This is a genomic window from Psychrilyobacter atlanticus DSM 19335 (genome assembly GCF_000426625.1).
GTDB lineage: Bacteria > Fusobacteriota > Fusobacteriia > Fusobacteriales > Fusobacteriaceae > Psychrilyobacter > Psychrilyobacter atlanticus.
The window spans coordinates 1,374,741-1,390,422 of record NZ_KE384547.1 but is presented as its reverse complement, the minus strand read 5'-3'; the positions used below and the strand labels follow the sequence as shown (position 1 = coordinate 1,390,422).

General features: G+C 29.4%; 12 protein-coding genes. 7 read left to right on the top strand and 5 right to left on the bottom strand.

The features are described 5' to 3' along the window. Window positions 1–10 precede the first annotated feature (10 nt). Together K337_RS19120 and K337_RS0107040 are read right to left on the bottom strand one after the other, a co-directional pair. Complete coding sequence (locus tag K337_RS19120; RefSeq protein WP_051251651.1) at window positions 11–1,591, bottom strand: sensor domain-containing diguanylate cyclase; 1,581 nt, start codon at window positions 1,589–1,591, stop codon at window positions 11–13. Window positions 1,592–1,846: 255 nt separating this feature from the next. Then, a complete protein-coding gene (locus tag K337_RS0107040; RefSeq protein ID WP_037029242.1) occupies window positions 1,847–3,634 on the bottom strand; it encodes an ABC transporter substrate-binding protein in 1,788 nt (595 codons plus the stop codon). Between the two features lie 666 nt (window positions 3,635–4,300). Here K337_RS0107040 and K337_RS0107030 point away from each other — a divergent pair. Beyond that, the gene (locus tag K337_RS0107030; protein ID WP_037029241.1) at window positions 4,301–4,528 is read left to right on the top strand and encodes an SHOCT domain-containing protein; all 228 of its coding nucleotides are present in this window, start codon (window positions 4,301–4,303) and stop codon (window positions 4,526–4,528) included. Window positions 4,529–4,553: 25 nt separating this feature from the next. Further along, complete coding sequence (locus K337_RS19115; protein WP_051251650.1) at window positions 4,554–4,901, top strand: heavy-metal-associated domain-containing protein; 348 nt, start codon at window positions 4,554–4,556, stop codon at window positions 4,899–4,901. A 241-nt stretch (window positions 4,902–5,142) separates the two neighbouring features. On the opposite strand, the gene K337_RS0107015 is transcribed toward K337_RS19115, so the two are convergent. After that, window positions 5,143–6,333 (bottom strand): NAD/NADP octopine/nopaline dehydrogenase family protein, encoded by a 1,191-nt coding sequence (locus K337_RS0107015; RefSeq protein WP_028855982.1) that lies wholly within the window; start codon window positions 6,331–6,333, stop codon window positions 5,143–5,145. A 738-nt stretch (window positions 6,334–7,071) separates the two neighbouring features. Between K337_RS0107015 and K337_RS0107010 the strand changes: the two genes are divergently transcribed. After that, window positions 7,072–7,659 (top strand): GNAT family N-acetyltransferase, encoded by a 588-nt coding sequence (locus tag K337_RS0107010; protein ID WP_028855981.1) that lies wholly within the window; start codon window positions 7,072–7,074, stop codon window positions 7,657–7,659. Window positions 7,660–7,844: 185 nt separating this feature from the next. Here K337_RS0107010 and K337_RS0107005 read toward each other — a convergent pair whose 3' ends face one another. Then, window positions 7,845–8,360 carry a GNAT family N-acetyltransferase gene (locus K337_RS0107005; protein WP_028855980.1) on the bottom strand — a complete coding sequence of 172 codons (516 nt, stop codon included), beginning with the start codon at window positions 8,358–8,360 and terminating at the stop codon, window positions 7,845–7,847. A gap of 244 nt (window positions 8,361–8,604) precedes the next feature. Between K337_RS0107005 and K337_RS0107000 the strand changes: the two genes are divergently transcribed. Continuing rightward, window positions 8,605–10,485 carry a toxin-antitoxin system YwqK family antitoxin gene (locus tag K337_RS0107000; RefSeq protein WP_028855979.1) on the top strand — a complete coding sequence of 627 codons (1,881 nt, stop codon included), beginning with the start codon at window positions 8,605–8,607 and terminating at the stop codon, window positions 10,483–10,485. Between the two features lie 139 nt (window positions 10,486–10,624). Here the strand turns inward: K337_RS0107000 and K337_RS0106995 are convergent, their stop codons facing one another. Further along, window positions 10,625–11,506 carry a DMT family transporter gene (locus K337_RS0106995; protein WP_028855978.1) on the bottom strand — a complete coding sequence of 294 codons (882 nt, stop codon included), beginning with the start codon at window positions 11,504–11,506 and terminating at the stop codon, window positions 10,625–10,627. 1,222 nt (window positions 11,507–12,728) lie between these two features. Between K337_RS0106995 and cas6 the strand changes: the two genes are divergently transcribed. Genes cas6 through cas7i form a run of 3 tightly spaced genes read left to right on the top strand, consistent with a single transcriptional unit; the run spans window position 12,729 to window position 15,681 of the window. Beyond that, on the top strand, window positions 12,729–13,436 hold the full coding sequence (gene cas6 / locus K337_RS19110) for a CRISPR-associated endoribonuclease Cas6 (protein ID WP_051251649.1): 708 nt from the start codon (window positions 12,729–12,731) through the stop codon (window positions 13,434–13,436). Window positions 13,437–13,444: 8 nt separating this feature from the next. After that, window positions 13,445–14,785 carry a type I CRISPR-associated protein Cas8a1/Csx8 gene (gene cas8a1 / locus K337_RS0106985; protein WP_028855977.1) on the top strand — a complete coding sequence of 447 codons (1,341 nt, stop codon included), beginning with the start codon at window positions 13,445–13,447 and terminating at the stop codon, window positions 14,783–14,785. After that, window positions 14,782–15,681, top strand: coding sequence for a type I-B CRISPR-associated protein Cas7/Cst2/DevR (gene cas7i, locus K337_RS0106980; RefSeq protein WP_028855976.1), 900 nt, complete (start codon window positions 14,782–14,784; stop codon window positions 15,679–15,681). Before cas8a1 ends, cas7i begins: the two co-directional genes overlap by 4 nt. Window position 15,682: the final 1 nt, after the last annotated feature.

Below are 15,682 nucleotides of genomic sequence, written 5' to 3'. Positions count from 1 at the left end.
TTCTTCAATTTTAATATTCTACTTTATTCCTTCCATTATTTTTGGCTTTATAGAGCAGGTTATCGACCCTTTCTAGGATAGAATCTAAGTCGTCATTTTTTAAATTTTCAGCAACTCCCATACTTATAGTTATGACAGTGTCGTATTCCCACGAGAGCTTTTCTGTAATTTTTCTTAGTCTTTCTGCAACCTTTATTCCTTCAGATAATTTAGTATTAGGTAATAGAATTAAAAATTCTTCTCCACCATATCTTCCCAAGCTGTCTGTCGTTTTTATATTTTCTAACATAACCTTAGAAACATCTTTTAAAACAAGATCTCCAAATAAGTGACCAAAAGAATCATTGACCTTTTTAAATTTATCAAAATCAAACATTATTAATGAGAAATTTAAATCAAAAAATTTTGATTGCTCGATTTCTTTTTCAATAAAATTGATAATAGCCCTTCTACTATAACAGTTAGTCAATTGATCAGTTTCAGATATGTATATCAGATCGTGCTCTCTTTTTATAATTTCATAACTCATTTTTTCTATAGCATTCTTCATAAAATTAAATTCATTTTTATCATCTATAATTTTAGTCAGTTTATCAATATTCTTACTATAATTACCTCTAGAAATACTCTCTATAATATAGGTTAATCTGTTTAGGGAATTGTTAAAACTTATATTAAGGATGGATAAAATGGCAAGAATAAAGATTATAGTTAATACAACAACCTCAACAGTATAAGTTCTTAATTTTAAAATAGTGCTGTTAAGGTCTTTTTCATAAGCGCTTCCGATTAAAAAAAGATTTAATCTTTTAATTTTTTTTATGTGATAAAATCTTTGTCCTAAGAGAGTAGTTTTGACAACCTCAAAATGATCTTTGGCAAATAGATCCATTTTAGAAATATAACTGAAATTTTTCTTGTTGTTTCCACCATCTATTAAAATTTTATTGTTTTCATCGACAATAAAAAAAGTACCAGAAGTACCGATCTTATATTTAGATATCTCTTCCGATAAGTGAGACAGGTCAACCATTGCCGCTAGAACACCAACTACTTTACCGTTGGACACCACTTTTTTAGAGAGTGTAACGATGGGGTTACCTGTACCTATGTGGGTGAAAACATCAGAGAGGTAGACTCCTTTAGAGTTAAGTGCCCCAATATACCATGGTCTTGTTGTGGGATCATAATCAGCTGATAAATTTTGGTTTCCAGCTGAATTATCAAATATCATTTTTTTATCAGCGGTCCCGAAAGCTATAAATTTTAGAGTTTTTTCTAACTTTGCCAGATTCTCCATATGATGAAGCATATGAATTTGGCGATTTTCATCAGTGGTATCAATCTTTCCTCCTTTTAAATGATTGTCTTTATTAGTATATGTATAGGATAAATATTTTAGCATCTCACTAGAAGTATCAATTTCTTTATTGAGAGTTTTTTCTATAGCCTGGTTGAGTAGATCAATTTTTTGATTTTCCACTTTTTTTAATTTTTCAGAAAATATTGAAAATGTAATTAGTGAGATAATTAATATTGGAATTATAGCCGTAAAAAAAGTCAAAGTAAAAATCTTTCTTTTTATATTCATTTGATCACTCCCTATTAATTAAGGTATATCTATAAAATCATATTTTTCCTTTTTTTATTGCCATGGGAACTTTAAAATATATTGTAAGACTTTTCTATGGATGGGATATACTCTCTACTATTTGACCTCAACTATTGATGAAAATCTAACTTTAACTAAAGAAAACACCTTCAGGTTTTGAAGGTGTTTTCACTATTATTTATAGACAGAGTTTAAATTCTTTATCTGATTTTTTATAACTGATCTACCTCAAAATTAATTGCTTTTAAATTTAGCTTTAACTATAGCATAGGGGAAACTCCACATAGGTGTAGTATCAAAATCAGTTATATCACCTGCATAAGTATCAAAATACAAGCTTGAAAATGTAGGCAACAAAGGAATTTCTTCGTTCATAACTTTCATATAATCTCTAAATGCCTTTTTATACTGTTGGTCTCCCTCTTTACTAGATGGATTAGCAATTCTCATTCTATTTAGAATCTCTTTATTTATAGGGAATCTTGTTACATTACTTGTAACTCCGCTACCGTATGGTATTATATAACTTTTTCTATAAAAATTATAATCTGTCTTAGTCGCAAAGTTTGTAGATGTAGCAAATATATGGTATCTTCTTTCTGATAATGGAGCGCTGCTATATAGAGATTTAGCTAGAACTGACCAGTCCATAGAATCCATATTGATTTTTATTCCAAATTCCTTCTGTACTTCCTTAGTGAATATAAGATTATAAGCATCTACCACTCCGGCAGTTAAAGCCATATTGATCTCTAATGGTTTACCTTCCCACAAATACTCACCACTTACTTTGGTTAACTTAGCGTATTCACCATCTTTTTTATTAGCTGCCTGATCTAAATATTTATGAGCTTCTTTAATATTAGCTTGTTCATCCCACTTACCGTTAGCATCTAATATATCATAATCAGTATATGTTCTTGATAATCTACTTTCTGTTCCTATTTTTTCATCATCATCGTACATCATCCACATACTTCTAGAATACGGTGCATTAGCCATTAGCCCATTTTTACCGACAATAATGTTCTTATACTTGATTCTGTCAAAACTGTAAGCAATAGCCTTTCTGACTTCCTTTAATTGAACTGGACCGAAATCTGTGTGGAATGTAAGCTGACCGGTTCCATGTCTATAATATCTGTTTGTCTGTAATGTATCTTGACCTAAAACAGCGTCTACATCTTCTTCTTTTGATATCCCTGTTGCAATATCTATTTCTCCTGTAATTAATTGTGTAAGCTTAGTTTCAGTTGGAGTATTTTGTAATATAATTTCTTTAATGCTAGGTTTATCTCCCTCGTAGTTACCCTGGTAATTTTCGTTGATAGATAACTTTACATATTGAGAAGGTACAAATTTGTCTATCTTATAAGGACCATATCCTATTGGAGAAGACATATTAGCCTTTACCCATTGCTGGGGTGTTATCCCTTCTTTTTCAGAATTTTTAATGATAGTATTAGAATCTAAAACAAAATATTCGAACGTGGAATCCACCATGTATATAACTTCTTTAAGATGGAATTTTATTGTATTTGTCGCTTCATCCACTTCAATTTTATCCATAAACTCATTTAGATCATCTGTAGCTCCTGTATCATTGAGAGCTTTTTCATTCATATAAAAATCATATGTAAACTTAACATCTTTAACAGTCAATGGATTTCCATTTGAAAATTTCATCCCATCTTTTATTTTAAACGTCCAAATATCTTCACTTTTCTTAGATGGATCTGACTTTGTAGTAACTAAACTATCTACCCACTGTGATTTAACTAATTTACCAGTAGGAGTCTTAGACATTAATCCTTCTCCCCATACGAGACGTTTTACATTAGCATCGTAAATGGAATTTGTCCATCCATTATAAAAATCGCCGTTAAAGTTTCCAGAAGCTACTACTAAAGATCTTTCATTTTTAGAACTACCCTCTACCTTACGGTTAGTATCTTCCTTACCACCACATCCAATCAGACCAAATATAGCAAGTCCCATAACCAATATTTTTTTTAACTTCATTTTCTCCCCCCTTATATTTTCATTTGATACTATATATATACAATATTAAATTAAAAAATCAAAAGATTTTCTAATGTATTTCTAATAAAATTTTAATATAAAATTAGAAATTATCTCAAGCTCAATGATTTCCAAATAAGAGTAAAAAAAGTTTAGTTTATTTAATTAATTTAGATAATTTAGGTTATCTTTTGAATTTATGGAATCGGTGATATAATTTATAATTATTTAAATAAAAATGATTAAAGAGGTGAATTTCTTGGAGAAGAAAAAGATTATATGCTTAAAATGTAAAAAAGAATTTATATCGGAAGTAGATTCAAAAGGAATTCCATATAAAAAAATATGTTCAAACTGTAAACAACACAATAAAAAATATGGACGGGGCTTAAGTGGAGCTTTTTAATGTTTGTTTAGACTCAATTCATCTGATAGTTGCAGCAAGAAATGGATATACTCCATGTAAAATATGTAACCCAAAAGAAGTTGTATAAGATTGTCCCGACAAGATAATGAGAACTACTAAATATATTTATTTGGTAGTTTTTTATTTCTTCACAAAAATTTCACACAACTATTTTATACTAACTTAGTAAAGAATAGTAGGGTTTTTGCTGTTAAAGAAGAGAGGATTCAAAGTTATAATAAAACTTAGGAGATGATTTGATGCTGTGGTATAGAGATGGATATGGGTGCAATATTTTTGGGAATGGAATATTTGGCAATATGGTAATGGCTGTTGCTATGGGGATAATTCTACTTCTAATAATATTGACCATTTTCAAAATAATTAATGTTCATGAAAAAGAATCAATTAAAATTTTAAAAAGAAGGTATTCTAAAGGGGAGATGAACAAGGAAGAATACAATGAAATGAAAAAAGATATTAAATAATTTTTGAAATAACAGGAGGGCCTAGATGAAAAAAATATTAATTGAAGGTATGATGTGCAGCCAGTGCGTAACTATTGTTGAAAATAAATTAAAAAATTTAGAGGGGATAAGGGAAGTTGAAGTAGTGTTAGAAACCGATGAAGTTTTTATAGGAGGAGATATTTCTGATGATGTCTTAAAAATGGTTATTGAAAGTGAAGGCTATAAAATAATAGATATAAAGAAAATGAATCAGGTAAGATCTAAAACTATAAACACTTCTGCTAAAAAAGGATTTTTTTCTAAATTAATAGATAAAATAGGGAATTCAAATGAAAATACTTTTGGAGAAGGTCATCTTGATTGCTGTGATCTGAATAAAAAAGATAAATAAGTTGCTGATCTACAAAAATTATAGAGGAGGTATATATATGTTTGTATTATTTATGATTTTATTTTTTATAATGTATCCACCAGTCCAAGAAGATAAAAAAATACTGGCAGTGGATAAATAATCCATTAAAAATCTTAGATTAGATGTTGATTAATTTTTTTATTGAGTAAAAAATCAATCAAAAAAAGGTTTAATAAGTCTGTTGGAGGACTTATTAAACCTTTTTTTGGATATTTGAATGTTATTTTATTAAGTCTATCCCTTTGTATGTTTTGTATTTTGTTGGGATCCCAACTTTTATACCATTATACTCATACTCAGTATTTAACACATCATTTTTTAATAAATCTAAATTTAAATAACTTTGACTCCAATTTAAGAGTTCATTGATCATAGGAACTGCTATCTTATATTTATCTGCAAGCCATTTTACTATAGCAATTCCGTAAAATATATCATCAGTAAAAAATCTACTATTTTTATCTAAAATATATTTTTCTCCTTCTTTCATTACCGGAGTTTTTATCTGTCCAAGAGTTTTAGAATTTACAAAAGATTCTTTTATATTTTCATTGGAAGAATTATTTGTAAACCTTTCCAAATCTAAATAATTTAGCATATAATCAAAAGGTTCAGTTGGATTTTGAATTTTGATTTTTTGTCTAACTTTGTCATAATCGGCATCTAACCTCTTTAATATATCAGCTGAACTTTCATCAAACTCTCTATAAAAATAAGGGACTTCATCTAAGGTTTTCCAACCTTGCTTGTTTTTTAAGTATAATCCGTACATACGTGAAGTATGAATTATCTGATTATCTACCGATAAAGTTAAGGACAAGAAATTATCAGCTTGACAGGTTTTACTTGTTTCATACCCTTCTAAAGATATTTTTTTAAATAAATCATTATTTAATTCATTAAATTTATCCTTCGGAAAAACAGATACGATATTAATATATTTAGCACCATAAGTTATTCCAGTTGATCCATATTCCTTGGTTCTACATATCCATGGGATCAGTCCATAGGAAAAATATACCAACTTATCCAGTGAAAACTTCTCTTTAATTTCGTTACACATCCAATTAAATCCACCTTGTCCATAAATAGATCCAAGCCACACCTCTTTATCTTTGGGGATATATTCTCCAATTCTTAAAAGTACTTTAAAATATTGAGATACCGGCATACATAATAAAATTATTTCAGCATCTTTTAATGCTGTTTTTTCATTGCTGGTAGCTAAATGTATTTTACCTTCCACTATTTTTTTAACTTCTCCATTTTTTGATTGAAACTCTACCTTTAAAGTTTTTTTCCAAAGATCCGGTTTACTTGTTAAAATTGTCACTCTAAAGCCTGAATTTGCTAGTAAAGGTGCTACTATGTGAGCACTGCTACCGCCTCCAACTATGGTTATTTTTTTCATTTTTTAACTCCCCCTTAAATGTAAATACCTAATTTTAGTTTTTCCGACGTTTTTTAAGAAGTTCAAAAATCTTTAGTTTTTTTGGGGAACGATTAAAAATATTCTTTTATTTAGGAATATTCCCCCCACTTCTGCATTATTTTGATAATTTAATTTTAGATTGTAAAAAATTGTAATATATAGAGTGGATACAAAGTATAAAATAGATGGAACTTATAGAGCTTCTAAAATGAATAGAAGATGTAAAATAGTTAAATAGATATAAAATGGTGTATTTCATTGAAACTTAATCAGATTGAGCTGAATAAAATAGCAAAAAGTCTATCAAAATTGTAATGATTTTCTAATTTTTTGTAATGTTGAATAATAAATTTTCAAGAGGAAATGGGAGTATAAGTGTAGGGGATTGTGTAGTATTTTCTAGATTTTAAAAGATGTTTCTTATTTAATTATATTATGTTAATGGTAAAAAGTCCAATAAAACCTAAAGTAGATTAAAAACTGTGTTGAAAAATAGTTTGAAAAAAGGATGGATTATGAGAAAATTCTAGATTTTTTTAACAATTTAATCGACAAAGAAATAAAGGAAGGGTATTATAAAAAAATGGAGTATAACATAGTTCAATGATTCGATAATTCTGTTGAAATTATTGAATATACATCCTTAAATATGGATTTGTTAGTGCAAAAAAATCTGTTATAAAATATATTATAAATAAATTTAAATTAGGAGGGGTTATGAAAATAAGAAAAGCAACTCTAGAAGATTATTTAAAAGCAGCTGAGTTGATATATCAAGCCAATCTAGATCTGGCATCTTTAATTGTAGGAGAGGATACCAAAGAAAAAACTATTGAAGGATTAGCTAAATTTTTTATTTTAAAGGGCAACTTTCTCAGCTATGAAAATTGTACGATTGTTGAAATTGATGGGAATGTTGTTGGGTGTATGATTACTTTATCACATGATGAGAGTGAAACTTTATCCCACCCTATAATTGCTAATCTTATAAATAAATATAAACCAGGAACCAAAGGTTATAAAAAATATATTGAGCCTCAATTAGAGGTTTCAGAATCTTTTGAAGGTGAATATTATATAGATAGTCTTGCTGTAGAAGAAAATTATCGAGGGTATGGTTTAGGTAGAAATCTGATGATCTATGCAGAAAAACTTGCCCTGGATAATTGTTGTAAGAAGACATCCTTGCTTTGCAGCTACTCAAATGATAAGGCATATAGACTATATAAAAGTTTAGGATACAACCATGATATCGATGTAAAAATAAAAGATTTAAAATATAAACACATGGTAAAATTATTATAGATATTGCTGTTGCAGAATAAAAATTAATTCAAAAAAATAAAAACAGAATTATTTATAATTCTGTTTTTTTCGGCCAAACCTTTTGATTATCGCAGTTGTCAGCTGCAAGGTTTTTATTATTAAAAAAAATTAAATCAACTTCCAGTACTTTATTCTAAATAAAATAGATTATCCTTTTTTTTGTTTTATTTTATTAACGACATTAAAAATGCAGAATAATATTTGTCGTTGATACAAAAATATTTAGAAATTTCTCCTTCAATTTTAAATCCAAATTTTTTATATAGATTGACAGCCTGCAAATTATCGCTTCTGACTTCCAGTTCAAGTTTTGTTAAATTTTCGTTTAAATGGAAAAAATCGACTGCATTCTTCATAAGCAGACTCCCTGCACCCATCCCCCAATAATCTTTTAATACATTGATACCCATAGCTGCTCGATGGCTGAGTCTTTTTCTAGGGGAAATATCAATTCCAAGCATACCGATGACCACATTATCACATGTACAGATATATAGTTTATTGTTGGAATTAATAATTTTTTCTATACGTTTTTCCTGACTTTCTACTGTAAAACCATCCTCTTTTCTTTCTTTGGAACTACAGGCCAAAAATTCAGTTTCATCTGAAGTTTTCATAAAGATATTATATATTTCCTGAGCATCTGAGATTGCAGCTTCCCTGACGATTAAATTTTTCATAAATTTTCCTCCCTAATTTTTATTATCCAGTATATCATATTTGTTCTTTAAGTGAAATTTAATTTTTGGGTAGAGTTAGTTATTCTAAATTTTTCGGGGTCTGGAGTGACCTTTCACTCTGGGTCCTTTTTTACTGTTAAGAAAGTTCTGAAAATTAAAAAAATTTGAAATAAAAATTTAAAAATTCATTAAATTATGTTAAAGTAAACATTAAGTAAAATATGAGAGAAACCAAGGGGGAGTTATGAATTTAAAATCAAAAATATTTTTAGTATCTGGGCTGTTATTTCTGATGGGCTGTACATCTGTAGAAAATAAAATTCTGGATATACCAATGTATAGTAAGGAAAAAAAAGTTTATAGTGTACTGGACAATAAACCTATAAATGGAGTGGTGGAGAAGGAAGAATACTACGGGGGAAAAGAATATTCTACCTATAAAAAAGGAGTGCTTTCTAACTTAAAAAAAGTAAATAAGACCGGCGAACTTACCTTTGACCAGTCTTTTGACGAGATGGGACTTCGCCATGGAGTATCATTTGAGAAAAAAGGAAAAAACAGCGAGTATTCCCATGGTGTTTTAGATGGAGAAGTTAGCTCTGAAGATTATAGAGGAAATAAGGTAGTAGAGAGGTACAGTGACGGTGTTTTAAACGGGGTACAGGAAAAATCATCTGATAAAAAATTATTCTTCAGCCAGGGTTTGAGGACAGCAGAAGATATCCAGCCGGCAGTTAAAAAACAATCAAGAGTAGTTGTATGGGGAGATACTCCTAAAGAAAATTTTACAGGGGAACTCTATGGCAAAGCTGAAAAAGATCTTGGGAACACCTATTATGCTGTTATGCAGATAGAAAATTATAGTGACGGAATCCTCCTCTCTAGAAACTACTACAATAAAGAGGGAAAAAAACTAAGTGAATTTCACTTTGCAGATGGTGATCTGAAAAAAATAACAAGAAGTATAGAGTATAAAAACGGGATTTTAACGGAATTAAAAAATTATGATTCAGATGGAAACCTTGACGGAGAATCTTTAACAAGGAACAATTATTCTAAGTCTTTATTTATACAAAATTTTGTGAAAGGAATACCCCACGGAAGAGTAGAGATATTGATTGAAAAAGGAGAGAAATTAGAAAAAAAACTAGGTTTTTTTGATAAAGGAGTTTATACAGGTTATAGAGATTATATCCATTATTATAAAGATGGAGTTAAAGAAGAGGATAGAGGAGGAGACAGACTTCCTTCTGACCTTGTTATAGTTGACGTAAAAGATATAGTTGATAAAAAATCTTTCAGTGGTTATACCAAAGAAGAAATAAGTAATGATAGCGGTTCTGGGAACTATCTCTACCACTATGATAACGGGGCTCTCAAGGAAAAGTATAGATACGAGAATAATTATCTGACTCAATCACAGCATTATAAAAATGATGGGAAGTATATTCAAAAAGACTATAACAATGGAATTCTTAAGAAAATTTTGAACTATAGTGCTGATGGAATTGCTAATGGGAAATTTACAGCCTACGAACATAAAAATGCCAAAACTATTGGGAGTATGGTCGATGGAAGAATAGATGGGAAAAGTATTCACTATCACGGGGATAAAATCTATTATATAGATCTATACAGCCAAGGAAAGAATTATGACAGGACAATCTATTATAATTACGATAAAAAACAAGTTCTTCAGACACAAAAAGGTGTCTATATAGACAGAGTATGGATCAGGGTAGGAATGGATAAAACCTACTATGAAAATGGAAAATTAAAAAAGACCATCAATTATGGAGATAAATTATCTTCAGGGAAAAAAGTAGAAGTTACTGAATATTATTTTGATGGAAAGGTGAAATCTAAAGGTACAATGGACTATGATTTATATAAAAATATTGGGAAAAAAATTGAGTTTTATGAAAATGGAAAGAAAAAAGCAGAACAAAACTACGGTGACCGGGGGTATAGTGTCGGAACACAAAAATATTATTATTCCAATGGAAAGATAGAAAAGATAGAAAGTTATAATGAGAGAGGTTATCGGCATGGGACTCTTAAAGCTTACAATAAAGATGGGAAACTCATAGAGGAAGCACAATATGAAAATGGGTATAAGAGATAAAATAGAGATAATATCTGGCTGCTTTTAAATTTGATTTTAAAGCAGCTTTTATTATAGTTTCAATACAAATACATAGTTTTTTTTAGGGGATATGTATAGATAAAAAAAGGGCACTGATATTGTGTCCTTTTCTAATCTTTTAATTGTAGTAGCTTACAGCCATCTTTTTTTTGAATCCATTAAATTTATAGATCAAACAAGAAGAAAGTATAATAAGCACTGCTCCAATAGCTGTAAATTTATTTGGAACTTCACCCCAGACTGCGAAGGCTATAAGTGAAGCTACCAATACAGTGAAATATGAATAGATTGAAACCTCACTTGCAGGAGCATATTCATAAGCTTTAGTCAGAGCAAACTGACCAATGAAAAGACATATCCCCAATGAAATTAAATCAAAAAGCTGGTGTGGATCTGGAGCATGATAATCCATTACTGTCATAGGAAGACTAAATAATAGGTTGATCCCGGTAAAGTAAAATATAACTACGAGAGTATTTTCGTTATTATTTTTAACATGCTTCACAATGGAATAAGATATTGCAGCTAAAAATGCAGACAGAAGAGCTATCATAGATGGTACCAGTTGGATATTGTACCCGGGGCGTACGATGAAAAGTACTCCTACAAAAGATATTATCAATGCCGGTATTTGGATAGGAGTTAATTTTTCCTTTAAAAACAAGCAGGCAATTATCGTTATGAAAAATGGAACTGTTTTTAAAAGTACCGCGGAATCAGAAAGTTTTAACAGACTTACAGTATAAAATTGAAGATATACGGCCATTCCACCAACAAATCCTCTTAAAATCATTGCTTTTCGATTCTTTCTACTTCCCAGTATAGGTATTTTTTTAATCTTTAGGAGTAAAAATACCACTATTACACATAAAATATTTTTAAAAAATATTTTTTCAAAGATAGGTATATCTCTTCCTATATCCTTTACAAAAAACAACATCCCTGCTACTGCAAGGGAATCCAAAATAATATAGAGCAATGATTTGGTCTTATTTTTCATTTTTTTCTTCTCCTTTTCTTCTCAAATTTTAATCCAAGTAATTTTACTTCACTAGATATGTTAAGTCAAGTTTTATATTTTTTAATTTTGTTAAATTATATAAAACTTATTTTGAGGAGAAAAAAATATTGAAATAAAAATTTTATTTTTATTTCTTCAGGGTCGACAGATAGGGTTCAATGGAGTATACTCTATTGACAAAAAACAAATTTTATAATAATCTAACTAGAGTAGAATTTAAATTGGTAAATAACTTTGTTAGCTGGTAATCTAACCAATATGGAATGTAAAGGAAATGATACCGTGAGAGAATGGGTACTTAGATATTAATTTAATCAGTGTGGAATATAAATCCCTTTTATTTCAACAGAATACAGATTCGTCTAAATATTAATCTAATCAAAGTGGAATGTAAATTGTTTTCTTTTGTAATATTACTACCGATAAATCTAGTATCAATTTAGTAGAAATAAAGTTTAGATAAACACTTGAAAAAGATGTTATGCTAACCTGTATTAATCTAATCAAAATGGAATGTAAATGTATTATTTTCATTAAAATAAGAAATTATTAATCTAATCAATGTGGAATGTAAACATATTAAAATCAAGTCTAAAATCAGGTTTAATGATAAATTTAATCTAACCAATATGGAATTTAAATCAAAGACCAGTAATTCAGCCAAATACAGACAAATTATTAATCTAACCAATATGGAGTGAAAACTTTAAAGAAAAATCAATTGCTGTAATTGAGCTTATATTTACGGGCTTAAAACGTCTACTGATGGGACTATTTGTTTCTTCGGGAGACGTTTTTTCTTATCAGGAAACGTTTCAAAAATATCCCCCAATATTTCTTTTATCTATTGTATCCTAAGATTAGGCCTATAGATCTAGAAAGTAGTTTTTAATATACAAATTAGTTATTATTTTAGTAATAAATAGTTAAAATTTAATTAAACTCGTAAAAAAGTTAAGTTTTTTCAAAGATACTATTGATTAATCTATTTTTTTGAAGTACACTAAGTTTGAAAGGAAAGATAGTGTATAAAAGAAATAATTTATTGATTATAATAATTCTTTAAATTATTGATTAATCGTGGTTATTTGTGGGAAGAATATCTATTAAAAAATAAAGAGCCTGGGGTTCTTTTTTTTTACTTTACAAGATGTATAAATTTAAAATAATTAAAGATATCTTCAATTATAGAGGGGGCACTATGAGGTTTGAAATAAGGTGTAAATTAGAAAAAAAAGTCATTTCTACAGATTATAGAAGGAAAATACTCTCATTTTTTAAAGGATCATTGGAAGAATATAATATAGATATAAAGAAAGCTATATATGATGATCCAGAAAGGAGGAATTTTACTTTTTCTGTATACCTTCCTGTTGAAAAAATAGAAAAAGACAGGGTATACCTGAAAAATAATTATATAAAAATATTTTTATCCGTGGAAAATATGATGGAAGCTCTTCATTTTTTAAATGCCTTGATAGGCAGCAAGGGGAAAAAAATTTCTATGGATGAAAATTCATTTGTAGTGGTGAGGATTCATAAGAGACTGGAAAAGGAAGTGATCAGAGATGAGGCTGTATTTAGGACACTATCACCCATAGTAATTAGAGAGGTCAGAGAAGGAAAAAACAGCTGGTACCATGATTTTGACGAAAAAGGGTTAAAAATATTAAAGAAAAATACTCTATATAATTTAAAGGATAAATTTTCTAAATCGTTATTGGAAGAATTTGAGATAGTACCTATAAAGACAAAACGTACTGTGGTGAGTTTTTATAGTTCTAAATTCCCTGTAACTTTGGGAAACTTCTATATGAAGGGAGATAAAAAAATATTAAATTATTTATATAAATCAGGATTTGGAAGCAGATCATCAGCTGGTTTTGGAATGCTGGAGATTATAGAGTAGGGGGGGACATGAAAGAAGTTATAGAGGGAGAGTACAATACTCGGATGTATCCATCGGATTGGCGTTGGAGTGCAGCTATTGTAGGAGTGAGTAAATATTTAAAGGATTATGACATTCATTATAATCAGACAGACGATTATTTAGAATTTAATACTAAAGAGATAACAGATGAAAAATATCTGCTCTTTGCAGAAAAATATTTTAGAGAGTCAATGCATCATAAAAAAGTTGAGGATCTATTGGATACTCCTTGGGAGGATGAGAGGGAGGATGAAAGGATAAAGGCAGTCAACGAAAAATTATCTAAAAATATATCTAGCAATACTATAATGTTAAAAACTTTTAAAGAAATCAAATATAATGGTAAAAATAGTTTGGAGATAGAGGAGATTATAGACAGAAACCGACTGCGATTAATAAGTGAGACTTTTAGAGGCGGGAGGAGTTTATATTATAATTTCTGTAATGAAAATAATCTTTTAAAGGAGGATCTTAATTCCTGCAGAATCAGGGGGTATTCTATCGATATGCCTAAAAAAGGAAGGTCTATAGCCTATATGAGAGATACATCTACTTTTTTGTATTCAGATGATAGATTATTTGATTTTATCCCCTTTGCTTTTTCAAAAACTAGGGAAGCCTTCTTTGTAAATAATAATTTTAACCTAAATCAACTTATAAAAACCAATAGCTGGGAGTGCCATGAACAGTCACAAAAAAGTATTAGAAATAATTTATTTAATAGGGACAGCTTTAATTTTATAGATTATGATGTAGAGTTGATCTATAAAGAAAGGGAAAAAGATTATTTTGAGACCATCTATATCAGAGAAAAAGCCCGAAAGATATTTAATCAGATAGATAAAAAGCAATTAGATATTCTGAGAAAGCCCTGTAAGGTAAAAAATGAATTTATAAAATTAGAAAAAGTTGTAACCGACAGTATTTTAAATGAGATAAAGCTAGATGATTTGTTAGATAACTTATTGAAGGAAAGAAATAAGGGATATTTAATATCACACCTGGTAAAGATAAATGAATTGATCTACAGGGGAGGAAATATGACTGATAAACAAAAGGTTGCTTATGGATCTGCTATGCAGATAAAAAAAGCATTGAGAAATAACCCAAGTAAGATAAGAACATACGAGCAAAGACTGGTAAGTGCTATTACATTAAAGGATTATGATAGAGTATGCGAAATATTATTACACCTTTCTGCTTATACGCAGGTCAGTATAGGAGTTGCTGTAGATCTCTTTGAAAATTTTGAAGATAATAAAAATCTGGCGTATACATTTATAAATACATTGGGAGAGAAAAAAACTTACAAAGGGGAGGAGAAATAATGAAAAGAGCATTAACGTTGACAGTAATTGCCAATATAACTTCAAACTATGGAGAGGGATTAGGAAATGTATCCTCTATACAAAAAGTTTTTAGAAATGGGAATACCTATGCTACCAGGAGCAGGGAAAGTTTGAAGAACTCATTGATGGTACAGAGTGGGATGTATGATGATTTGAAAGTAACTGTAGACGGAGCTACTCAAAAAGAAGTAAATGAAGAATTAAATGTAAGTAACTGCAGGGCACTAGAAGGTGGGTATATGAATACAGCTGTAGGAGAGAAAAAACTTACATATGTAAGAAAAAGTTCATTTTACCTAACAGATGCTGTTGCCTGTGAACCCTTTGTAAATGAAGCAAGATTTCACAATAATCTTCACCTTGCCAGGACATATGGTAAAGCAAATAATATAAGACTTCAGGATAGGGAAGCCGCTAAAAAAACAGGACTCATGCCATATAACTATGAATACGACAAATCATTAAAGATCTATTCTATTACATTTGATCTTTCTATGATTGGAAAAGATGAAAATTTTGATATAGAGGCTAGTCACGAGGAGAAAGCAGAGAGAGTTAACTCTATGTTAAAAACTGTTGAAAACCTTAATTTAATTGTAAAAGGAAATTTAGATAATGCTGAACCTATATTTGTTGTGGGAGGATTATCAGACAGGATGACCCATCAATTTGAAAATGTTGTAAGAGTAAAAGATGGAAAACTAAAGATAACGAATGATTTAAAGGACAGGATAGCCAAAGGATACAGGGTAGGACTTTTAGAGGGAGATGGTATAGATAATGAGACTGATATAGTCGAAGAATTAAGACCTATGAGTGTAGCGAAGTTCTTTGATAATTTAAAAGATGAAGTCAATCAATACTATGGAGTATAAT

What these genes read in the sequence shown, in the direction of transcription:
- K337_RS0107000 (WP_028855979.1), top strand. Translation starts at nt 8,605, where the DNA reads ATGAATTTAAAATCAAAAATATTTTTAGTATCTGGGCTGTTATTTCTG.
- K337_RS0107030 (WP_037029241.1), top strand. Translation starts at nt 4,301, where the DNA reads ATGCTGTGGTATAGAGATGGATATGGGTGCAATATTTTTGGGAATGGA.
- cas8a1 (WP_028855977.1), top strand. Translation starts at nt 13,445, where the DNA reads ATGAAAGAAGTTATAGAGGGAGAGTACAATACTCGGATGTATCCATCG.
- K337_RS0107015 (WP_028855982.1), bottom strand. Translation starts at nt 6,333, where the DNA reads ATGAAAAAAATAACCATAGTTGGAGGCGGTAGCAGTGCTCACATAGTA.
- K337_RS0107040 (WP_037029242.1), bottom strand. Translation starts at nt 3,634, where the DNA reads ATGAAGTTAAAAAAAATATTGGTTATGGGACTTGCTATATTTGGTCTG.
- K337_RS0106995 (WP_028855978.1), bottom strand. Translation starts at nt 11,506, where the DNA reads ATGAAAAATAAGACCAAATCATTGCTCTATATTATTTTGGATTCCCTT.
- K337_RS0107010 (WP_028855981.1), top strand. Translation starts at nt 7,072, where the DNA reads ATGAAAATAAGAAAAGCAACTCTAGAAGATTATTTAAAAGCAGCTGAG.
- K337_RS0107005 (WP_028855980.1), bottom strand. Translation starts at nt 8,360, where the DNA reads ATGAAAAATTTAATCGTCAGGGAAGCTGCAATCTCAGATGCTCAGGAA.
- cas6 (WP_051251649.1), top strand. Translation starts at nt 12,729, where the DNA reads ATGAGGTTTGAAATAAGGTGTAAATTAGAAAAAAAAGTCATTTCTACA.
- K337_RS19120 (WP_051251651.1), bottom strand. Translation starts at nt 1,591, where the DNA reads ATGAATATAAAAAGAAAGATTTTTACTTTGACTTTTTTTACGGCTATA.
- K337_RS19115 (WP_051251650.1), top strand. Translation starts at nt 4,554, where the DNA reads ATGAAAAAAATATTAATTGAAGGTATGATGTGCAGCCAGTGCGTAACT.